Here is a 21,239-nt window from a genome sequence, read left to right as displayed (position 1 = left end):
TATCAATGGATCCCGGATCGGCCCGGATATCAAGAACAGATTACTTGGCCACGGCTGCTCGCAGGGCCTCCCAAGCCGTGTCCATGCCCATCCCCGTCTCAGCAGAGGTCACCAGAGGCTTCTGTCCGTCCAGAATGGTTGCCCATTGCTTACGAACCTTCTCACGATCACGCTGCTTCGGCTTGTCGGCTTTGGTCATGATGGGAATAATCGTCATGCCGATGCCCTGCAGGAACGTCACTAGCTCCAGATCGATTTTTTGGGGGCTATGACGAGAATCCAACAGGACGGCAACGGCTCTTAACCAATCATTATCTTTGATATAGATTTCGATGAGATTGGCCCATTGGGCACGTTCCTTCTTGGAAGTTCGGGCGTATCCGTAACCGGGCAGATCCACCAGGTAGAAATCCCCCGGTGTCACCATGTAGAAGTTCAGACTTCTGGTCTTGCCCGGAGACGAGCTGATCTTGGCCAGTTTTTTGCGCCCGGCCAAACGGTTGATCAACGAAGATTTGCCCACATTGGAACGTCCGGCCATAGCAATCTGGGACGCGGGCATCTCCGCCAATTGATCCATCAAGTAGATGGTTTTTTCGAGTTCAAAGTGAACCTTGCTCATGAATCCTCCGTTATGCCGGTCGGAGGTTCCGTCCCGGCGTGCCCGGCTACTATGCCCGGGAAGGGCGCGTTTGCCAACATCAATGGAAATGGATACATAGGAGCAACTTCGATTCGTGCCTGCAAAAGGCCCGGAAACAACGGATGGGAATAGAATGGCGAAACATGAGATTTTGATCCTGAACGGTCCCAACTTGGGGCACTTGGGCAAACGGCAGCCTGATATCTATGGCAGCCAGGGGATGAATGATGTCCCGGCGCTTGTGGACACCCTGTTGGGCGCTCGTGCAAAAGACATCGAGTTGTCCTTTTTCCAGGCCAATGGCGAAGGCGAATTGATCGACAGACTTGAATTGGCACGCGAACAGGGCATTGCCGGCATCGTCTTCAATGCCGGGGCCTACACGCACACCAGTCTTGCCTTGGCCGACTGTCTTGCCTGGATTGGCATTCCCTGCATTGAAGTTCATATTTCCAATGTCTGGGCACGCCCTGAAACCATCCGGCATCAAAGCTTCATGGCCGCTCAGGTCGTGGGGGTAATCGCTGGTTTTGGTATTGATTCCTATGCCCTGGCCGTGGCGGCACTGCTGAACCGCTTCGAGCGCAGCTAACAACAACGATAATTATCAACCGGAGGATAGATGATTCCCACTTCTGATTTCAAGAATGGCAAAAAGATCGAAATGGATGGTATTCCTTACGAAATCCTTGAGCACCAGCACCACAAGCCCGGCAAGGGCGGCGCCGTCATGCGCACAAAGCTGCGCAATCTGCTCAATGGCCGGGTCATTGACCATACATTCCGTTCCGGCGAAAAAGTCGCCAAGCCCAATCTTGAGACCCGAGAGATGCAGTACCTGTATCGTGAGGGCAAGGACTTCGCCTTCATGGACATGACCTCCTACGAGCAGCTGACCATTACCGCAGAGCAGGCAGGCTCCGCTGGTGGCTTTCTGGTGGAGAGTGAAGTGGTCAAGGTCCTGTTGTACAATGAGAATCCCCTGACTATCGATCTTCCTGCATCCGTTGTCATGGAGATTGCCGAAACAGAGCCGGGTGTACGAGGCGACACCGTCTCCGGCGCAACCAAGCCCGCGACCCTGAGCTCAGGCATCGTCGTCCAGGTCCCACTGTTTGTGGAGCAGGGCGAAAAGATCAAGGTGGATACTCGTTCCGGGAACTACATCGGTCGCGAAAAGTAGATCAAACGTCTGACACAGGACTCCAGAACAGGCTCCATGGCATACGGTCAAGGAGCCGCAAACGGAGGATAGGGCTACGAACGGAAGGAAGTTGCTGAGGGAAATCGTCGCATTGGCGCTGCTGTTCTGTGCCATTGCACTGGCGGTGTCACTGACAAGCTATTCGCCGCAAGACCCGAGCTTCAACCATGCCGTGAGCCATGGCTACGAGGTCAAGAATGCCGTGGGCCTTGTGGGTGCCTACGTTGCGGATCTGCTCGTTGTCCTGTTGGGCATCGGCAGTTGGCTTGTGCCCGTGGCCTTTGGCGCCTTGGCTATCGGAAACTTCCTACCCCGACTATTTCCTGCCTGGTGGCGCTGGCTGGGCTGGTTCCTGTTCCTGCTGTGCACCATGCCCCTTGGGGCTTCGGAATGGGGCAGGGCACATGCGGCCATCATTGAAGTCAAAGGCGGCGGCCTGTTCGGACAGATATTTATCGATCAGGCCCGTTTTTACCTTCGGCCCACCGGTGCCGGCCTACTTTGGCTGTTTACCCTGATTGTTGCGTTCCAACTCCTCATGGGACTGACATGGGGAATGTTCTTCAAGCGCATTCGCGGGCAATTCCTCGATCTTGGATTCAAGCTCAAGGAACGCCGGCATCGCAAACAACGCCGCGAGACCGCGCTCCCCAAAGAATCCAACAGGAAATCATCCAAGACGCAAACACCTGAAGAAACAGGTAGTTTTCTGCGTCTGGGGCGCAAAAAGAAGGCCGAGGTGTCTGCTGCGGCGACCAAGCCAAAGAGCAGCAAGCGAGCCCCCGCCAAAAGAGTTCCCACCCCAGGAGAAGCCGCAGCCGCTGGTTCCGGCCCTCCGCCCGTGGAATTCCTAAAAGCGCCGACCTCTGATGGTCCATCCATCCCTCAGGAAGTGCTGGACGAAAGGGCCGTCCGCCTGGAAGCCTGTCTGGCTGATTTCGGCATTCAGGGCGAGGTTCAGGGAGCGACTCCCGGTCCTGTCGTCACCATGTTCGAATACAAACCCGCACCGGGCGTCAAAATCAGCCGAATTGCCGGATTGTCCGATGATCTAGCCCTTGCACTGAGGGCTTCGGCCGTTCGCATCGAAGCCCCTCTGGCCGGACGTGACACCGTTGGCGTCGAAATTCCCAATGATGACCGCGAGACCGTGTATTTGCGCGAAGTCATGGAATCCGAGCAATTCCAGGGATCAAAATCTCTGCTGACGCTTGCCTTGGGCAAAGATATCCACGGCACACCGTATGTTTCCGACCTGGCCAAGATGCCACACCTGCTGGTGGCCGGTGCCACGGGGCAGGGCAAGAGTGTCTGTATCAATTCCCTGTTGATGAGCTTTTTGTACAAGGCGTCACCCGACGAGGTGAAGCTGCTTCTGGTGGACCCAAAGCGCATTGAATTGGCCCTATACGCTGATTTGCCGCATCTCGTGCATCCGGTTGTCACTGACATGGCCCTTGCCAAAAATGCCCTGGACTGGGCCGTCTATGAGATGGAGCAACGCTACGACGCCATGGCCCGGCTTGGTGTTCGCAACATCGAGGGATATAATAAAAAACTTGAATCCTTTGGCGCTGAAAAGCCCGAGGAATTTGCCGACCTGACACACATGCCGTTCCAGGTCATCGTCATCGACGAATTGGCCGACCTGATGCTTACTGCCAAGAAGGAAGTGGAAACCTCCATTGTGCGATTGGCACAGTTGGCTCGTGCTTCCGGCATTCACATGATTCTGGCAACTCAACGACCCTCCGTGGATGTCGTGACCGGGTTGATCAAGGCTAACTTCCCCAGCCGCGTGGCCTTTACCGTGACGTCACCCCAGGATTCCCGAACCATCCTTGATACCGTTGGTGCAAACCACCTGCTGGGCAAAGGCGATATGCTGTTCAAGCCTGGAGGCGGCAAAACCCTTCGCCTGCATGGTGCGTTGGTGGATGAGGACGAAATCGGGCAGGTCATCAAATACTGGAAGGCTCAATCCGCACAGAACTTTGATCTCGACTTCGGAGACTGGTCGCGGGAAGAAAAGCTGAGCGGAAGCGCCACAGGCGGCTCCGGCGGGCAGGGGATTCCCGATGATCCGATCTACGGCGAAGCCGTACAATTCGTCATGGAGCAGGGGAAAGCCTCCATCTCGCTCATTCAGCGCCGTTTTCGCATTGGCTTCAACCGCGCCGCACGCTACGTGGAGCAGATGGAGCAGGATGGGATTGTAGGCCCTGCCGACGGGTCCAAGCCCCGCCAAGTAATTGGTGGACGGGACTAATTGCCTAATCGTCTTTCAACCCTTTCTATACATGGACTGAACGTCTATTTGGTAGGGAATTCCTGTATTTCCAAGCTGTTGACAGTTCAACGAAAAGAATCCATCAAAAAGAAATGAGTTGGGCCAATCATTTTCCCTTTACAAAGAATGCAGTGATCGGGACGATCCTGAACCTTGCGTTACTTCTTATTGCTGTGCTCCTGAGTACAGTGGGCAATGCTGTCCCTGCCTCGGCCAAGAGTCAGGCCCCGACTCTTTATCTGTCCAAAGTCATCGGACCCGTCTCCCTGGGGCCACATCTCGAAATACTTAAAGATTCCGAGAAAAACATAACCATTGAACAGGTTGTCACAGGGCAGGTGTCTCAACGTTTCCTGCCTTTGAAATCAGACACGTTCTTCCTTGATGACTCCAAAGCCAATTGGTGGATCAAGGCCGCTCTGAGTATTTCAGAAGTGCCTGAACAGTTGCCTCATCATTGGGTCATCGATGCTGGCTGGCCTGAATTTTGGGACTGGTATGCCGTCAAGGTCTTTGATGTTTACCTAGCTGATAGCAATGGGAATATTCGGCTACAGCGGGCTTTCGGAAAAAACGAGTTTTCCCTGTTCATCTCCCCATTTGTTCACCAGCTTCAATTCCCAGAACCCGGAGATTACACACTATTTATCCGGGTCAGGAGTGATCTCCCCGTCTTTCTTCCCCTTGTGACGAATACCGTCGGCAGCTACATGCATTCATTCCGCAAGGTCAGCATGATCAAGGCCTTGGTCTGTGGTGTCCTGCTTGCCATGGCGTTCATCCATTTCGTGTTGTACCTCTGCATTCGTGACGACGCCTACGTATGGTATTCAGGATTCATCCTCACCTTGGTGTTATATCTTACTGTCCAGACAGGTTTAATGCGCGAATACGTTCCGGCACTTTGGTCTGCAGGGCTCGGACAGTATCTGGACCCGGCACTTTTGACTCTTTTTAGTATTGTTTTCCTTCAATTTGCACGAATCTATCTGGCTTCACGAATATACGCTCCAAACCACGACAGACTCAGCCTGATCATTATCTGGAGTGGCGTGTGCTGGCTGGGGATTCTGCCATTCCTGAATGTATCCCTTGTCAACACGGTGACGCTTGCGTACCCAATGTTCTGCATTTACTCGATGCTGATCGCAATCGTCACGATGCGTAAGGGATTTTATCCGGCAAGACACTTCATCTTTGCGTTTTCCCCTTATATACTGGGTGGTCCGACAGTCCTTTTGGCCTATATGGGCATTTTTGAATACTCGTCATTCCTGTTCTATCTCTTACCGCTGGTGTCCATGATTTCGGTTCTGCTGTTCCCCTATGCCCTGACTCGTCGCTTGGGGCATCTGCGCATCGATCAGGGACAGATTCAACGCAAGAAGCAGGCAACCAGCCAGCGGGCCATGACCGATAGCCTGACGGGATTGCCCAATGCCAGGCTCTTCCAACGTGATCTCGTACAATTTACCCGAAGGACTGATCAACAAGGAGAGTCACTCTCCCTTGCCATCTTCGATGTGGATGATTTCAAGCAACTCAATCATGAACACGGCCCCATGGTTGGTGACGAAGTGCTCAAAGCCATGGGAAGAATCATTCGAGTTGCCATAAGAGACTCGGATAAAGCCTATCGGTATGGTGGCGAAGAGTTTTGCCTGCTGTTACCGGGAAGTACCGTGCACGAAGGTGCGGCGATCTGTGAACGGATAAGGGAATCCCTACAAAATTTGAAATTTGCCAGCGATAGCGAACGGTTGGCAAAAGTCACCATCAGCACGGGAATTGCCGAGTATTCAACCGCTGAAGGTCCAGACAGCCTCCTGTTCAGAGCAAGTCGAGCAATGTATCGTGCCAAGGCTGATGGCAAGGACACCGTAGTGGTCGCTGTTTGACCTGGCGTTCTGCCCTCAAAAAAACTATCTATCAGGAAATAATCATGAACATTCTTGTCATTCTGGGCCACCCGGAGCAGGGGAGCCTCAATCATGCCATTGCAGAGCAGACCGTCACCACCCTTCACGAACTTGGGCATCAAGTCGTCTTTCACGATCTGTGCAGAGAAGGATTTGACCCGGGACTTCCGGGTATGGAAATTTCCAGAGATGCCAAGTTGCCCCCAGAGATTCAGCAGCATTGCAATGAACTCGCTGATGCCGATGGTATCGTCATCATTCACCCCAACTGGTGGGGTATGCCTCCTGCAATTCTGAAAGGGTGGGTGGACCGCATCATGCGGGTAGACGTGGCGTATCGCTTTGTTGGCGAAGACGGTGGTGAAGGGGTTCCCGAAGGGCTTCTCAAGGCAGACAGAGCCCTGGTCTTCAATACCAGCAACACAGCCACAGAACGGGAACAGAACATATTTGGCGATCCCCTGGAGCGCATCTGGAAGGATTGCATCTTCGATCTCTGTGGAGTCCGGGAATTTCATCGCCGCATGTTCAATATCGTCTGCCTTTCCTCACAACAGAAGCGCGAATCCTGGCTGTCCGAAGTCAGAGATACAGTCAGCAGGATCTTCCCCTCTGATTAATCGTCATCGGTAGTCTCGCGATTGCCCATAATCAAAGCCTTCGCCTGCTCCGGCTTCATGGGCCGGGCAAATAGATAGCCTTGATACATCTGGCAACCGAGTTCAGAAAGGACTTGTTTCTGAATAGCGCTTTCAACTCCTTCGGCGACAACGTTGAGCCCCAAGCCTCCGGCAAGACTGATAATTGCACGAACAATCTCCCTGTTCTCGGGGTGCTGCTCCAGTTTTTGTACAAACCCCAGGTCAATCTTTAGGTTGTCCAGAGGGAGTTGTTGCAGATAGCTCATGGATGAATAACCAGTCCCGAAGTCATCAACGGCGATGGTGACTCCCAAGGCGCGCAACGCCTTCATTCGGCGTACTGCTGTCCGGGCATCCTGCATGATGGCTGTTTCGGTCAACTCCAACCGCAAACGATCCGCCGGGAAATTAGTTTTCTCCAGAACCAATCTGATATCATTGACGATATCTTTCTTGGCAAACTGTCTGCTGGAAATATTGACCGACAAAATGAGTGGTCGAGCTTCGGGATGAGCTGCCCTCCAATCTGCCATATTCGAACAGGATTCTGACAAAACCCAAAGCCCCAAAGCATCGATTCGGCCTGTTTCCTCAGCAACAGGGATGAACTCCGAAGGCAGAATTTCCCCTCGCTCGGGATGACGCCAACGTGCCAAGGCCTCAAAACCCATCAGGGTATCTGCCTCAAGGCCGACAATCGGCTGAAAGACCACATAGAACTCACCCTCCGCCAGAGCACGGTCCATGTCGGTTTCCAGTGACATCATCCATACGGCTTCTTCATGGAGCCTGGGGGTAAATACCTTGAAACGGTCAGGCCCCTGATCCTTGGCGCGATGCATGGCAATATCCGCATTGCGCAGCAAGTCTTCAGCATTCGTGTAGGGAGCGGTGTTCAGGACTACACCAGACGAAACCGTGATCTGGACAGCCTGATCATCCACAGTCATGCTGGCACGCATCTCGGTATGGATTCGTTTCAGGATGCGCGCAGCCTCGCGGGGCGTATCAATCTCCTCAAGCAGCACGACGAATTCGTCACTTCCAAATCGAGCCACGGTGTCCAATTCCCGAACACAGTTCCTCAGTCGCTGAGCAGAGGTTTTGAGAACAGCGTCACCAAAGGCATGACCATAACTGTCATTCAGCACCTTCAAGCGATCGATATCCACAAAAAGAACCGAGAAATAATAATCTTCACGGCGCCGGGTCCGTTCAATGGCACGACTGATACGATCAGTCAGCAGGTCACGATTGGCCAGTTCCGTCAAAGGATCATAGAGGCGCTGTTTGCGCAGCTGGGCCTCGGTAAGCTTTCGTTGGGTTATATCCGTGACAAACCCCTCAATGCGCAAAGGATGTCCACTTCTATCATTTACGATCCGGGCATTGATCTGGACCCAGACCAGAAGCCCGTCCTTGCGAAGCTGAGCAGCCTCAAGCCCCTGAACACTCCCGTCCTCACGTAACAGACGCAGAAGCTTCTCCCGATCATGAGGATGTGCATAGAGCTGATGCCCGATGTCTGTAATTTCACGGACGAGTTCGCCGGGAGAGTCATACCCCAGAATGGTTGCCATGGCCCGATTGGCACTGATGAAGCGTCCCTCCAGCGTGGTCTGGAAGATGCCCTCAACGGCATGCTCATAGATATCCTGCACCCGGCGTTGCGTCTTGCTTCGAGCAAGCCCGACAAGTACAATGCAAGTGCAGAAGAAAATGATAATCGCCAGAGAACTCCATGAAAAATCAAAAGAGAAGCCTGAAGCGGCGTGGCTGGTTGAACCTGCTTCTTCCCAGAACAGTGCTGCCATGACAAAGGTAGAGAAGAGAGGGCGAGATTGAGACGAAAATCGAAGACGGTGCAGCATGAGTTCCTCAATATCCTTCTGTAATAGTGCCTCATACCCCCCAGACGTGAGACGCTCGTGATGCATTGGGCAAGAGTCACGAAAAGCCTCAATTCACGGCCCGACATTAGCACGATGAAAAGGATGCTGCAAAACAAAACATGAATTTGTACAATAGAATAACGATTTACTAATGGAGTTGGCTTACATGTATTTTTCGACAACAACGCGCATGTGGCGGGCGCCATCTGAGTAATATTCAGCCTGAATGTATCGTGGACGATTGAATCTCAAAAGCGTGATAACGGTCCCTTACTTGCAAATCACATCGGAATGGTTAAGATTTCACAAGTCCATTAGGCCAAATTCATGCCCTTAACTGGAAGAAAGGAAGACCATGCTGTTCATTCGCATTCCGGCGCTGATTCTGACCATTTTGATTTGTGTTCCCGCTGCATGGGCAAGCGACGTCGCAACTCTGACCGCATCCATGCAGGCCCGATACGAGTCTCTGGATAGTTTTTCGGCATCATTCAACCAGGTACTGTTCAATGCCTCCAGCAGCGAAACTCAACAGCGCGCAGGAAACATTGCCTATCGTCAACCAGGGTTGGTTCGATGGGAGACAACAACGCCGGAGCCCGAACTTTTGGTGGTGGGCAAGGATGAGGTATGGAGCCATTTCCCTCATGAAGATGCAGCTTACAAGTATACAGTGGAACAGGTGCTGTCGTCCAAAACCGTGCTGCGCTTCATTTCGGGCAAAGCCAACCTGCGAGACGATTTCTGGGTCACATCATTGGGACGGGAAGATGGGCTGGATAAGCTTGAGCTCATTCCCAAGGAGCCTGAACCGGAAATGGTCCAGGCCTACCTCTGGCTGACTCCAGAGTATGCCTTATTGCAAAAGGTTCAAATCCTGGATTTTTTTGGAAATGAGAACACAGTAATTCTGAAGGGAATCGTCATGAATCCAGAGCTTCAGGACAGCGCTTTCAGTTTCACGCCGCCGCCAGGAACTGATGTATACGACAACACCCACAAGTAGCTTTTGCCAGGCCTTCCACCAATGTGGGAGGCCTATTTTTTATTCGTCTCCAACCCCACGGCCTTGCGGAGTGCAGCCAATTCGTCGGCCTGAAGCTCGCGGGCCTGTCCCTCTCGGAGACGGCCCAGGGAAAGAGGGCCTTGGGACACTCGCTCCAGGCGCAGGACAGTCCACTTGAGATCGCGGCACATGCGCCGAATCTGACGATTCAAGCCCTGGATCAATGTCATTTCCAGTTGCACTGTTCCAGCTTGCTGTTTCGCAATGGTCACTTCAACAGGAGACAGTCGTTCGCCTTCGGCCAATACCATGCCTTTACGCATGATATTCAGCTTTGCTTCAGCAATTCCCCCTCGAATCGTTACACGATAGACCTTGGGCAAATGCCAACTGGGGTGAGTCAACCGATTGGCCATTTCTCCGTCATTGGTCAGCAGGAGGAGTCCCTGTGAAAAGAAATCCAATCGTCCGACGGGGAAAAGGCGATTCTTTTTAAGGTTTTGGGGCAACACATCCAACACGGTCCGGCGACCTTGAGGATCGCTGACCGTGGTCACCACCTGAGTCGGCTTATTGAGCAATACGTAGTTGAATTCGTCCTGCCCCGGGGAGGACAGAGCAATGGGTTTGCCCTGGACAGTGATGTGATCCTTGCCAGGAACAACCTTTGTTCCGGCAGCAGTGACGGTTTCACCGTTAACAGCGACCAGCCCCTGAGCTACCAGATCATCGGCAGCACGCCGGGAGCAAATCCCAGCCTGGGCCAAGGCCTTGTTAATGCGAATGGGAGCGGACGAGCCGCTCCCAGTATCAGAGAATGTATTGGAGTCGTTTTTTTGCGGCATGCCGCATAACTAGACGTGAATGACCTTGGTGGCAAGTTGCATCGATGTCACCACGTCCAACATGTTTGTGGTCTGCCCGAGCCCTCTGTCATTCAAGAGGCCAAAATGGTCCAGGCAAGTCCCGCAGACAAGAATTGTTGCCCCTGCATCTTCCAACGTTTTCAGGCCATTGAAGCAGGGATGTCCGGGGATGGACAGTTTGACCCCGGCATTGACCAAAACGATCCGCCACAGTTCGTGACCAAGTTCAGGCAGTGTGGCGATGAAATTCACCAACAACTTGCCTCCCAATTCATCATCCCCCTTGCCGACAACGTCAGCCGGGATGAATACGGTCACCTTTTGTTCCAGAGCCTGGATTTCAGCCGGACTCATGACTTCACAATCGCAGGCCTGACCGTCCACAGCCTTTGAACCCGTACCAGTCCTACCTGAAGCCACAATGCGCCATTGAGCATCGCCACCGATACAAACAGCTTGATATCCTTTGGATTCCAAAAATCTGGTCACATTTTCCCGGGCGGCTTCGTTGTCCACGATGACGGACAACTCTGCGGGATCATCATTGTCAATGCACTGCTTGCATTGTAAGACAGGCTGCGGGCAGGGCATGCCTTTGCAGTCCAAGACGATATCGGACATCAACGGTTCTCCTTGATGGTGTTCGTTATGAGCCTATCGAACGCGAGAGTTCGAGGCGGGTCAAATAGATAATTCCCATGGGATTTGACCATTTGCATCGAGAACTCCCGTTCAGAGAAAGATGCCGCCCCATGCCCGGCTGGATTTCCAAGCCCGGATGCACTATCAAGCGGGCACAGCAAGTCATAACCGCCATTGAAGGGCCACCCCTTCCGAAGGCATAAGGAATACCAAGTGGGTTCAGATAAAAAACAGTTCTCCATCAAGAGCATTCCATTGCTCAAGCGCTGCCTCAGCTATTTCAGCCCCTACAAAGGGCGGATTGCTCTGGCACTTATTTCCATGGCCATCGTGGCCGGGGCATCTACATTCTCGGCTTATCTGTCCCAACCAGCCTGGGATGAAATTTTCGACAAGCACGATCAGACAGCACTGGTCATCTATCCCTTACTCTTTGTCTTGACCTTTCTGGGCAAAGGATTGTTCCGTTATCTGCAGAACTACCTGATGCGCATGTGCGGACTGAAAGTGCTTGAACGCCTGCGCAACGAACTCCATGAAAAGATTCTTCGCCTGCCCATGGGTTATTTTGACGACACTCAGGTAGGGATGCTCCAGTCCCGGATCATCATGGATGTCAACATGATCCGCAATAGCCTGCCCGCGATCGTGATGCTGATCCGCAGCTGCCTCGAAGTGGTCGGATACATGGGGGTGGCCATCTACATGAACCCCAAGCTGGCCTCCATGGCGATATTCATCTTTCCGCTGGCTGTGTACCCGATCATTTTCTTCGGCAAAAAGCTCAGAAAGATCGGACGCAAGAATCAGAGCAAGATTTCAGACATCTCGGTCATTCTGAACGAGGTTTTCAACGGCGCTCGCGTGGTCAAAGCCTTTGCCAATGAGCGTGGAGAGAATGACAGGTTCGCCAAGGAAAATGAGCGACTGGTGAGCATCGCTGAGAAAGAAGTCATTTTTTCCGAGCTGTCGTCCCCCATCATGGACTTTATCGGTGCCATGGGGATTGCCGTGGTCATGTGGTACTGCGGGGGACAGGTCATGGCCGGTGATGTCTCTCAGGGGCAATTCATCGCGTTTGTTGTGGCTGCCGGCCTCATTTACGCGCCCATCAAGAAATTCAACAGCAACAACATGGAAATACAACGCGCCCTAGCCGGTGCCGAGCGTGTCTTTGAAATCCTCGATTCCCCGGACATCGTGGAAGAGCAGGGCGGAGACATCAGGTTTGAGCCACCTTTCAGCGAGCTCAAGCTTGAACATGTCAGTTTTTCATACCCTGGCTGTCAGCGGCCAGCGCTTGCCGATGTAAGCCTGACCGTCAAGGCCGGACAGCGAATCGCACTGGTTGGTCCCTCGGGTTCCGGAAAAACAACTCTGGTCAATCTGATTCCCCGTTTCTATCTGCCGCAGGAAGGGCAAATCCATTTGAATGGTCTCCCTCTGGAGGATTACACTCTGGATTCGCTGAGGCGCAACGTGGGTATTGTGTCGCAGGATGCATTCCTTTTCGACACCACGGTTGCAGCCAACATCGCCTATGGACAGGGAGCGACCGATCAGGAACGCGTTGAATCCTGCGCCCGTACAGCCTATGCGCATGAGTTCGTGACCGAAATGCCCAAGGGATACGATACGGTACTGGGCGAACGCGGAGTCAAGATGTCCGGCGGACAAAAACAACGCCTGACCATTGCCCGGGCGCTCTTCAAGAACCCACCACTCCTCATTCTGGATGAGGCCACCAGCGCTCTGGATACGGAAGCTGAACGCAAGGTCCAGGCTGCACTCGAAAACCTGATGCAAAACAGGACCAGCGTGGTCATTGCACATCGCCTGTCCACGGTCATCAGTGCCGACCTGATTGTGGTCATGCAGAACGGCAGGATCGTGAATACCGGCACCCATGCAGAACTCCTGGCCAAATGCGAGCTATACGCCAGACTGCATGCCATGCAGTTTCAGGACGAGCCCCAAGCCGCAGGACCGGCTTGTTAGGTCTAGAACACCAGAAGAGAGTGGGGCGTTGTTGCCTCTTTGCTCAAGAATTTTGTACTTTTTGACTTTCGAGGGTCATGATCCTCAGCTACAATTTTGATTTCACACTATTTCCAGAATCAGAAATACGACGCGCTGGAGAATATTCTCAATGAACTGGGGTAAGTTACTTGGAAAAACGTCTGTCCCCGTGTTGTGCTACCACAACCTGGGAGGCAATGGCGTCCCCCGAGAATCATTCGTCAGCCAAATGCGCTGGCTCAAGGACAACGGCGTATGCACTCTGAATCAATCGGAGCTGCGTCGATTTCTGGAAGGCGAAACATTGACCAGTCCTTCTGTCATGATCACCTTTGACGATGGTTTTCGTGACCTGTACACCTTCGCAAGGCCGATTCTGAAGGACCTCGGTCTTACGGCTACGGTATTCATCATTAATGACCGTATGCGCCCGAATTCCGAAATTGGATTTGATCGAGAAATCTTAGCACACCAGGCCCATCTGGACTTTTTGCTCACTCAGAATCGAAGTGCCTGGCTTTCCTTGCAGGAACTTAAAGAACTGCTTGAAGAAGGTGTATTTGAACTCGGCAGTCATTCCTTCTCACACAGGATGAAGCCTACCTGTGCCCCGGAACTGGTTGAATTACCAACACATTGGGCGTATGCACTTCAAAGTGGACAGGACGGACCCTACTCGGAACTAAAGCCCGAGCTGGCACACCCTCTCTGGCTGGCGAATGAACAGCGCCAGGAGACCACTCAGGAAATGATTTCCCGGGTGCAAAACAATCTGGAAGAGAGCCGCCGCGAACTGGAAGCTCAGTGCGAAAGACCGGTGACCGCCTTTGCCTGGCCCTGGGGAGAAACACATCCCGCCGCCGAGCAAGCTGTTGAAAAAGCTGGCTTGGACTTACGCTTCACCTTGAAGCGTGGCGCTGTTGATCATAAGACGCCTCCCGGCAGTATTCCGCGGCTGGAAGTAAGAAGACACAAAGGCCTGGGCTGGTTCGCCTCGCGGGTTGCGCTGTATAGCAGGCCCTGGACGGCAACTCTGTATTCGGGCGCGAGGATATAAATGAAAGAAATTTTGTATGAAGCGCTTGCCGGGGCAGGGCATTCCCTGGATTTTGCCGGGGTGGAACGCTGGGGCAACCGCCTTGGCTCGCTACTGTGGACCGCACTTCGCGAGCGCCGGAGCATGGCCGAAGAGAACATGGTCTATCATCTCGGCGTTACATCAGAGCAAGCCCGAACCATGACTCGCAATAATTTCCGAAATACAGGACGCTCCTTTCTCGAACTTTTTCTATCGAAAAACGTGGACAAGCGCTTTGTCAAAGACCGCCTGACCATCTCTGATCCGGAATCATTTCAAGCATTAGTGGAAACAGATCGCCCATTTGTCGGGACATCGGCTCATCTTGGTGCCTGGGAATTGATGATCGGCCTGTATCATGTGCTGATCCCCGAGCGGAAAAAACAGGTTGTCGTCCGACGCCCTAAAGACGAAGCTCTTCACAAGCTCATGACCCGCATGCGCACCAATCCCACGGTTGAGGTTGTCGAACACCGTCAAGCTGTCCTCAAGGTCCTCAGGTGTCTGAAAAAAGGCGGGGCTACCGGATTTATGGTTGATCACAACTGCAGCACCACGGAAGCGGTCTATCTTCCGTTTTTGAAAAAAATTGCTGCGGTCAACATGGGGCCGGCACTCCTGGCCATCAGAAGTGAAGCACTCATTCAGCCTCTATATCTGCTCAGGGATGAAGAGAACGGCTTCATCCTCCACACCGAGCACGCCCTGGACACCAGAGTTCTCACCGGGAGCCGGGAGGAAAAAATTCAAAAAGCGGCTCTGTTCTATACTCAATCGGTAGAGCGTGCTGTACATCGCTGGCCCGAACAGTGGTACTGGCTGCACCGTCGCTGGAAGACTCAACCCCCTCCGGAATGGAATTACATTCCGCCCGAAAACATGAAGTAAAACTTTAAATTATTCTCAATACTCCAATATTATTGAGAATAACAACAATGGCAACTTCATTCTCCTTGAGCTACCCACCTCATCTATTTTCCTTGGTGATGAATTCTGCTACACCTTCATGAAATCCGGGTCTGGATTCATCTGAAGGGCTCGTAGGCCGTATAACCATGGAATAGCGCCATCATGAAGCAACAACTGCTCAAGGCTTTTGAGCGTTTCAGAGACAGTTGGGCCTTTCTTTTTGTTCTGGGCATGGCCTCGACAATGTTCATCGCGTGGCTGTACATGCAGCGGCCAGTACTACTGAAGGCCCTGGACCTGAAGCTCTATGACCAGATGATGCGTGTGTCTCACAGCACCGAGACCAGCGGAACCCCGGTCATTGTCGATTTGGATGAACGCTCACTGGCAGCTTACGGCCAATGGCCATGGCCCAGATACCGTGTCGCCTTGCTTTTGGCCAAAATTCGTCAGGCCGGAGCATTGGCCGTGGGTATCGATATCGTTTTCGCAGAAGACGACCGCACATCCCCCAAGATCATCCAGCAAGACATCAAGCGTGATCTCCAGGTAAACATGGGATTTACTGGAATTCCTCAGGCTCTGATGGATAATGACCAAGTGCTGGCAGGCGTACTGGGCCAAGGGCCCTTTGTTCTGGGATATTACCTGAACTTCGATGATGGACATATTGCAGCGAGCGATGATTGCGTGCTTCATCCCGTCAGCCTGGTCGAAAAACGCTCCAAAAACGCTCCTCCCAGTAAAGACTTCATGGTGGATGCACCTTCGGTTGTCTGTAATATCCCCGCCTTGGGCGCTGCCGCCAGAATGTCCGGATTCTTCAATACCAACCCGGATCTGGACGGCATCTACCGCAAAACACCGCTCTTTGCCCACTATAAGGGCAAACTCTATCCCAGTCTTTCCATGGCAACCCTGATGACGGCCATCGGCGCCAAGCAGGCTGTGATCAAGGTCTCGGAGCAGGGGGTTGAAAGCGTCAGGGTAGGGGGCACGGTCATCCCGGTGGATCGACAGGGACAGGTTTTTGCCCATTATCGTGGCCCCAGAGAATCCTTTCCATACATCTCTGCTTCAAAAATTCTTTCGGACAGCCTGCGTCCAGGAGAATTGAAAGGGAAAATTGTCTTCCTGGGCACCTCGGCCGCGGGCCTGAAAGACCTGCGAGCCACCCCCTTTGACCCGGTCATGCCCGGCGTTGAAGTCCACGCCACGGTGGTGGACAACATCCTTCAAAAAGATTTCATCCAACGGCCAGCCTGGGCCCCGGGCCTGGAATTCATGGTACTCATCGCCTCGGGACTGCTGACCACAGCACTCCTGACCTGGGCCAGAGCCGCCATGAGTTTGATTCCGCTGGGTGCGTGCGCCTGGGGCGCTTGGGAAGGGGCCGTGTACTTGATGGAGACGAAAGGGTTCCATCTATCCCCACTCTATTCATTCCTCGCCCTAGGACTCAATTTCGCTCTGCTCACGCTGGTCAAATACTGGCGGGAGGAAGGGCATAAGAAATTCCTGCAATCCACTTTTGCCAGTTATTTATCCCCCGAACTTATTGATGAAATGTTTGAAAACAAGGCAAACCCGGAACTGGGCGGTGAAGCCCGTGTCATCACAGCCTTTTTCTCGGACGTTCAGAGCTTCTCTAACTTCTCCGAAAAGCTTACAGCAACCCAACTCGTTGAATTACTGAACGAATACCTAACAGCAATGACGGACATCCTACTACTTGAACGGGGCACGCTGGACAAATACGAAGGCGATGCCATCGTGGCCTTCATCGGCGCGCCCATGGATGTCCCTGACCATGCTCTTCGAGCCTGCAGAATTGCCGTAAACATGCAGAATTCCATACTTGCATTGCGCGAAAAGTGGAAATCTGAAAAACAATTGCCTGATGAACCGGAACGCAATTCCAAGGGCTATCCGCCTGAGGTCTGGGGCGTTGGCGACAAATGGCCTGTCATTGTCCATAATATGCTGGTGCGTATCGGTCTGAATTCTGGCGAAATTGTTGTAGGCAACATGGGCAGCACCATGCGCATGAACTACACCATGATGGGCGATGCCGTGAACCTGGCCGCGCGTCTGGAATCCGGGGCAAAACAGTACGGTGTGTACAACCTGATCAGCGAGTACGTCCTGGATCAACCGGCCTGGGACGATAGCGGCAACGAAACAACCGTCCGTGAGATGGTGGAGTGCCGTTTCATCGACAATATCGCAGTCGTGGGCAAGTCCGAGCCAGTCAAAGTCTATGAGCTCGTCGCCATGAAAGGTGACCTTACCGAACAGGAAATCGAACTATTCAAATTGTTTGACCAAGGCATGAAATTGTATCTGGATACGCAATGGGATGCAGCCATTGAAGTCTTCAAGGAAGCAGAAATAATTGAACGAGTCCCAGAAGGTATGACCACTCCTTCTAAGGCCTATATCCAGCGTTGCTATCAATTCAAGACAGATCCTCCTGTAAAGCAAGGTCAAGCCTGGGATGGCGTCTATCGCATGACCAAAAAGTAGATGTCCACCTCCAGAAGGGGAGAACACTACCTCCAGACTTCTCCCTTGTCACAATACCTCCAACAAAGGCCTCCAGTTCGCCTGTGGGGCCTTTTTCATTGTCCAACGACCTTTGCCTCACATCGTGTGACTAGAAGCTCATACAGCACGCTTTCGCCTCAACTTGAACAGTAGGGCATAGCGAACGTTTCAGCCCTCGCATTCAACAACAAACATTCAAGTTAGAGCATGCTGTCGGATTCCTGTTTCACATACGAGTTTCCAACGAGATAAACACATAATTACAGACGCTTATGTACAAATAGCCTCGTCTTAAAGTTAACATAATTTACATTATGAGACTTGATAACGATACTCCTAAGGCGGTCAGGGGGTTCCAGTCCCACCCAAAGTCAAAGCGAACTTTCCCGTTTTCAAGGAGGTTCTGATTCCGTCTGTCGCACAGTTCGATATTGGCTGTGATGCCGTCCTTAACTCATGGCGATGCTTTCTCATCCCTAAGGCTTCACCGAGTCGGGTTCAGACAGACTCTCTCTTCACTGTTCTATGGCCCTGTCAATCCATGACACTATCAAACCCCAGGTGTTGGGATGTGCCGGATACACAGCCCCCAGGAGCCCTTTATGCTAGTTTCTCAATCCCAAGATCGAAACGGCATAAAAAAGCCCCTCTGGCGAGGGGCTGTCTCAACATGATGATGACGAAGAAATCTTACACTCAGGCTCGACAGGCCATCAGCGCCCTGCCCCCTTGGTATTTTTCCAATCAGCCAGGAAATCGGCCAAGCCCTTGTCAGTCAATGGATGCTTCGCCAACCTTTCAAGGACTTTGTAGGGAATTGTCGAGACATCGGCGCCCATCAGAGCGGATTCAACAATGTGCATAGGGCTACGAATGCTGGCTACCAGTACCTGTGTTTTAAAATTGTAATTATTAAAGATAGTAACGATCTGTTCGATGAGTTCCATGCCATCAGCCCCGGTATCGTCCACACGACCGACAAAAGGACTCACGTAGGTAGCACCGGCCTTAGCGGCCATCAGAGCCTGCAGGGGCGAAAAAACGAGGGTGACATTGGTGTCGATACCCATCTGGGATAGCTGTCGAACAGCGACGAGACCTTCCATGATCATGGGAATCTTGACAACGACATTGGGACCGAATTTGACCAGCTCTCTGGCCTCAGCCACCATCTCTTCTGCTGTCAGGCCAACGACTTCAAGGCTGACCGGACCGTCAACGGCCTTGCAAATAGCCGCTGCCAACTCCTTCCAATCCTGTTGTTCCTTGGCAAACAGCGACGGATTGGTGGTCACGCCATCAATCAAGCCATACTTTTGGGCCTGATGAATTTCATCAAGATTGGCCGTGTCGATAAAAAAACGCATGCTTCGCTCCTTGGATGGAAACCCGTGTATTCCTTCCATTATAGCCTAGCTGCGGCGAATTGGGAAGCTACTCTCCCGATTCAAGCTGCTTCAGATACTTGTCGCGACACTCGAAGCTGCAAAAACAGTGAACGCCCTGATCATCCTTGACTCGAATGTCTGCGTCCTTGTCCACATAGGTTCCACAAATGGGATCCTTGATCATCTCACCCGAAGCGATCAGGCGATCACGTTCCTTGTCACTGTGGGTCTCTTTCTTACGGGCATCTCCCTTGAACATCTTGTACAGAAAGAATAGGGCCACGCCGATGACGATAAATTTGAGCATTCTGCAACCAGCCTCAGCTTGAAGTTATACTTTAGCTTTTCTTTGAAAACCAATAATAACAGCAGTTAGTCCTGCCAAATCTGATCGCCCTCACGACGATAATCCAACTGTTCAAGAACTTCTCTTATGGCTATCCCATCGGGCAAAACGAGATCAGGGGCCAGATCCACAAGCGGCAGCAACACAAATGCGCGTGCCAGAATCCCCGGATGGGGCAAGGTCAGACGCTCTGTCTGCATCACCACGTCATCGAACAGCAACAGATCAAGATCAATGACCCGTGGCCCATAACGAATTGGAGCGCCCTCCCCTCGAGTTCGATCCCGTCCAAGATCAATCTCAAGGTTCAGAAGTTCTTCAAGAAATGCAAACGGGGTGACCTGTGGGCCGCATATCACGCGCGCAACTTGGTTGGCAAACCACGATTGCTCGCGCACCAACTGCGGCTCGGTGCGATAGATGGGAGAAGCTTCGACGCCCAGAACATCGGGAATCTCGCCCAGACGGGTCATCGCCCGGGCAAGATTCTCCGTGGGCTGGCCCATATTCGAGCCCAGCCCAACATAGGCGGTTATAGAGAGGCGATGCGGGATACCGCTTCCTCCAAACGTTCTGTAGGTACGGTCAACGAGATACGGAAGTAGCCTTCACCAGGCGCGCCGAAGCCATTGCCTGGAGTCAGGACTACGCCCGTCTCCTGAATGACCTTGGTCACGAAGTCCGAAGAGTTATATCCTTCGGGGACGTTGGCCCAGATATAAAAGGAGGCGTCAGGCAACGGGCATTTGATGCCCGCCTTTCGAAGAGCAGCCACAACAGCGTCACGCCGCTCTCTGTAGATGCCTCGGAACTTTTCAGCATAAGGCTCGCCCTGCTCCAGTGCGGCGATACCCGCTTCCTGGACAGCCTGGAAAATACCGGAATCCACATTGGTCTTGACCTTGCCCAGACCACCCACAAGCGTGGCGTTACCCACAGCCATGGCCACGCGCCAGCCGGTCATGTTGTACGTCTTGGACAGGGAGTGGAACTCAATGGCCACTTCCTTGGCTCCCGCATACTCCATAATACTCTTGGGCTTATTGGCCGGGTCGAAATAAATTTCGGTATAGGCCGCGTCATGGACAATGATGGTTTCAGTCTCGATGCATTTCTTGATCAATTTCTCAAAAAAGGCATCATCGGCAACCCCGGCAGTGGGATTATTGGGATAATTCAGATAGATGGACTTGGCCTTGGCCCATGATTCATCACTGATGGCGTCCAGATCCGGCAAGTAGGCATTGTCCTCGGTCAGAGGAACAAACTCCACCTCACCTCCGGCAAATTTCGTGGCGATGGGATACACGGGATAATTGGGCGTGCAGACCAAGTTCATGTCGCCAGGATTGGTGAAGGCCAAGGGGAAATGGGCAATGCCCTCCTTGGAGCCAATCAGGCTGACCACTTCGGTTGCCGGATTAAGGTCAACGTCAAAACGCTGCTTGTACCACGTTGCCACCGCAGTCCTAAAGGACAGCATCCCCTCATAATCCGGATAGCGATGATTCGGGGCTTTTCTGGCAGACTCGGCGAGCTTGTCGATGATAAAATCAGGGGTAGGCAGATCGGGATCGCCGATCCCCAGACTGATGATGTCCACACCGCGCGCGGCAACCTCGCGTTTCACGGCATCGATCTGGGCAAACAGATATGGGGGCAGCTCAGCAATGCGCTGCGCAAGCTTGAAATCGGGCACTATGGTCCTTCTCCTTAGGCGATGGTTTCGAGGGGCCTCCGTGGAACCTCAAAGAGCCATTTTGATTACGTGGGCCGGGCGCTGCTGTCAATGAGCACCTCCATTGCCGGGCTCTTGTGTCTGCCCCTTCGGGAGTGTACTCTGTTGGAA

Annotated in this window: 18 protein-coding genes; 10 read left to right on the top strand and 8 right to left on the bottom strand. The window is 52.8% G+C overall.

All coding sequences use genetic code 11. The features are described 5' to 3' along the window. Positions 1 to 40: 40 nt before the first annotated feature. A complete protein-coding gene (yihA, locus tag EL361_RS04900; RefSeq protein ID WP_126377187.1) occupies positions 41 to 622 on the bottom strand; it encodes a ribosome biogenesis GTP-binding protein YihA/YsxC in 582 nt (193 codons plus the stop codon). 154 nt (positions 623 to 776) lie between these two features. Here yihA and EL361_RS04895 point away from each other — a divergent pair, with 154 nt between their 5' ends. The 5 genes from EL361_RS04895 (at position 777) to EL361_RS04875 (ending at position 6,676) form a co-directional block, all read left to right on the top strand. Beyond that, positions 777 to 1,235, top strand: coding sequence for a type II 3-dehydroquinate dehydratase (locus EL361_RS04895; protein ID WP_126377185.1), 459 nt, complete (start codon positions 777 to 779; stop codon positions 1,233 to 1,235). A 30-nt stretch (positions 1,236 to 1,265) separates the two neighbouring features. Continuing rightward, positions 1,266 to 1,826, top strand: a complete 561-nt coding sequence (gene efp, locus EL361_RS04890) for an elongation factor P (protein WP_126377183.1) — start codon at positions 1,266 to 1,268, stop codon at positions 1,824 to 1,826. Between the two features lie 91 nt (positions 1,827 to 1,917). After that, positions 1,918 to 4,116, top strand: a complete 2,199-nt coding sequence (locus EL361_RS04885) for a DNA translocase FtsK (protein WP_126377181.1) — start codon at positions 1,918 to 1,920, stop codon at positions 4,114 to 4,116. Between the two features lie 113 nt (positions 4,117 to 4,229). Continuing rightward, a complete protein-coding gene (locus EL361_RS04880) occupies positions 4,230 to 6,035 on the top strand; it encodes a sensor domain-containing diguanylate cyclase (RefSeq protein WP_126377178.1) in 1,806 nt (601 codons plus the stop codon). Positions 6,036 to 6,079: 44 nt separating this feature from the next. Beyond that, positions 6,080 to 6,676: an NAD(P)H-dependent oxidoreductase gene (locus EL361_RS04875; protein ID WP_126377177.1), complete on the top strand. Its 597-nt coding sequence runs from the start codon at positions 6,080 to 6,082 to the stop codon at positions 6,674 to 6,676. Here the strand turns inward: EL361_RS04875 and EL361_RS04870 are convergent. Beyond that, positions 6,673 to 8,568 carry a putative bifunctional diguanylate cyclase/phosphodiesterase gene (locus tag EL361_RS04870; RefSeq protein WP_172961640.1) on the bottom strand — a complete coding sequence of 632 codons (1,896 nt, stop codon included), beginning with the start codon at positions 8,566 to 8,568 and terminating at the stop codon, positions 6,673 to 6,675. The genes EL361_RS04875 and EL361_RS04870 overlap by 4 nt on opposite strands. 376 nt (positions 8,569 to 8,944) lie before the next feature. On the opposite strand from EL361_RS04870, the gene lolA reads away from it, so the two are divergent. After that, entirely contained in the window at positions 8,945 to 9,595 is a 651-nt protein-coding gene (lolA, locus tag EL361_RS04865; RefSeq protein WP_126377172.1) for an outer membrane lipoprotein periplasmic chaperone LolA, read from the top strand. Between the two features lie 32 nt (positions 9,596 to 9,627). On the opposite strand, the gene EL361_RS04860 is transcribed toward lolA, so the two are convergent. Both EL361_RS04860 and yedF read right to left on the bottom strand, forming a co-directional pair. Further along, on the bottom strand, positions 9,628 to 10,440 hold the full coding sequence (locus EL361_RS04860) for a pseudouridine synthase (protein WP_126377170.1): 813 nt from the start codon (positions 10,438 to 10,440) through the stop codon (positions 9,628 to 9,630). Positions 10,441 to 10,449: 9 nt separating this feature from the next. Further along, a complete protein-coding gene (gene yedF, locus EL361_RS04855) occupies positions 10,450 to 11,082 on the bottom strand; it encodes a sulfurtransferase-like selenium metabolism protein YedF (RefSeq protein WP_126377168.1) in 633 nt (210 codons plus the stop codon). 234 nt (positions 11,083 to 11,316) lie between these two features. Here yedF and EL361_RS04850 point away from each other — a divergent pair, with 234 nt between their 5' ends. The 4 genes from EL361_RS04850 (at position 11,317) to EL361_RS04835 (ending at position 17,635) form a co-directional block, all read left to right on the top strand. After that, positions 11,317 to 13,101, top strand: a complete 1,785-nt coding sequence (locus EL361_RS04850; protein WP_232034876.1) for an ABC transporter ATP-binding protein — start codon at positions 11,317 to 11,319, stop codon at positions 13,099 to 13,101. Between the two features lie 151 nt (positions 13,102 to 13,252). Further along, positions 13,253 to 14,179 (top strand): polysaccharide deacetylase family protein, encoded by a 927-nt coding sequence (locus tag EL361_RS04845; RefSeq protein WP_126377166.1) that lies wholly within the window; start codon positions 13,253 to 13,255, stop codon positions 14,177 to 14,179. Further along, positions 14,180 to 15,088 carry a lysophospholipid acyltransferase family protein gene (locus tag EL361_RS04840; RefSeq protein ID WP_126377164.1) on the top strand — a complete coding sequence of 303 codons (909 nt, stop codon included), beginning with the start codon at positions 14,180 to 14,182 and terminating at the stop codon, positions 15,086 to 15,088. Positions 15,089 to 15,271: 183 nt separating this feature from the next. Beyond that, positions 15,272 to 17,635: a CHASE2 domain-containing protein gene (locus EL361_RS04835; protein WP_126377162.1), complete on the top strand. Its 2,364-nt coding sequence runs from the start codon at positions 15,272 to 15,274 to the stop codon at positions 17,633 to 17,635. A gap of 734 nt (positions 17,636 to 18,369) precedes the next feature. On the opposite strand, the gene fsa is transcribed toward EL361_RS04835, so the two are convergent. The 4 genes from fsa to EL361_RS04815 all read right to left on the bottom strand — a co-directional run bounded on the left by fsa (position 18,370) and on the right by EL361_RS04815 (position 21,089). Then, positions 18,370 to 19,023, bottom strand: a complete 654-nt coding sequence (gene fsa / locus EL361_RS04830) for a fructose-6-phosphate aldolase (protein ID WP_126377160.1) — start codon at positions 19,021 to 19,023, stop codon at positions 18,370 to 18,372. A 67-nt stretch (positions 19,024 to 19,090) separates the two neighbouring features. Further along, positions 19,091 to 19,351, bottom strand: a complete 261-nt coding sequence (locus tag EL361_RS04825) for a transcriptional regulator (RefSeq protein WP_126377157.1) — start codon at positions 19,349 to 19,351, stop codon at positions 19,091 to 19,093. Positions 19,352 to 19,416: 65 nt separating this feature from the next. Continuing rightward, positions 19,417 to 19,896 carry a 2-amino-4-hydroxy-6-hydroxymethyldihydropteridine diphosphokinase gene (folK, locus tag EL361_RS04820; protein WP_126377155.1) on the bottom strand — a complete coding sequence of 160 codons (480 nt, stop codon included), beginning with the start codon at positions 19,894 to 19,896 and terminating at the stop codon, positions 19,417 to 19,419. Between the two features lie 26 nt (positions 19,897 to 19,922). Continuing rightward, the gene (locus tag EL361_RS04815; protein ID WP_126377153.1) at positions 19,923 to 21,089 is read right to left on the bottom strand and encodes an LL-diaminopimelate aminotransferase; all 1,167 of its coding nucleotides are present in this window, start codon (positions 21,087 to 21,089) and stop codon (positions 19,923 to 19,925) included. Positions 21,090 to 21,239 lie beyond the last annotated feature (150 nt).

The sequence above is a fragment of the Desulfovibrio ferrophilus genome (assembly GCF_003966735.1).
Classification (GTDB): Bacteria; Desulfobacterota; Desulfovibrionia; order Desulfovibrionales; family Desulfovibrionaceae; genus Desulfovibrio_Q; species Desulfovibrio_Q ferrophilus.
This window is presented reverse-complemented; position numbering and strand designations above follow the sequence as displayed.

Coding starts and splice junctions, on each gene's coding strand:
- efp (WP_126377183.1), top strand. CDS start 1,266: ATGATTCCCACTTCTGATTTCAAGAATGGCAAAAAGATCGAAATGGAT.
- EL361_RS04875 (WP_126377177.1), top strand. CDS start 6,080: ATGAACATTCTTGTCATTCTGGGCCACCCGGAGCAGGGGAGCCTCAAT.
- yihA (WP_126377187.1), bottom strand. CDS start 622: ATGAGCAAGGTTCACTTTGAACTCGAAAAAACCATCTACTTGATGGAT.
- EL361_RS04825 (WP_126377157.1), bottom strand. CDS start 19,351: ATGCTCAAATTTATCGTCATCGGCGTGGCCCTATTCTTTCTGTACAAG.
- EL361_RS04840 (WP_126377164.1), top strand. CDS start 14,180: ATGAAAGAAATTTTGTATGAAGCGCTTGCCGGGGCAGGGCATTCCCTG.
- yedF (WP_126377168.1), bottom strand. CDS start 11,082: ATGTCCGATATCGTCTTGGACTGCAAAGGCATGCCCTGCCCGCAGCCT.
- EL361_RS04835 (WP_126377162.1), top strand. CDS start 15,272: ATGAAGCAACAACTGCTCAAGGCTTTTGAGCGTTTCAGAGACAGTTGG.
- EL361_RS04870 (WP_172961640.1), bottom strand. CDS start 8,568: ATGCTGCACCGTCTTCGATTTTCGTCTCAATCTCGCCCTCTCTTCTCT.
- EL361_RS04845 (WP_126377166.1), top strand. CDS start 13,253: ATGAACTGGGGTAAGTTACTTGGAAAAACGTCTGTCCCCGTGTTGTGC.
- fsa (WP_126377160.1), bottom strand. CDS start 19,023: ATGCGTTTTTTTATCGACACGGCCAATCTTGATGAAATTCATCAGGCC.
- lolA (WP_126377172.1), top strand. CDS start 8,945: ATGCTGTTCATTCGCATTCCGGCGCTGATTCTGACCATTTTGATTTGT.
- EL361_RS04895 (WP_126377185.1), top strand. CDS start 777: ATGGCGAAACATGAGATTTTGATCCTGAACGGTCCCAACTTGGGGCAC.
- folK (WP_126377155.1), bottom strand. CDS start 19,896: ATGGGCCAGCCCACGGAGAATCTTGCCCGGGCGATGACCCGTCTGGGC.
- EL361_RS04880 (WP_126377178.1), top strand. CDS start 4,230: ATGAGTTGGGCCAATCATTTTCCCTTTACAAAGAATGCAGTGATCGGG.
- EL361_RS04860 (WP_126377170.1), bottom strand. CDS start 10,440: ATGCCGCAAAAAAACGACTCCAATACATTCTCTGATACTGGGAGCGGC.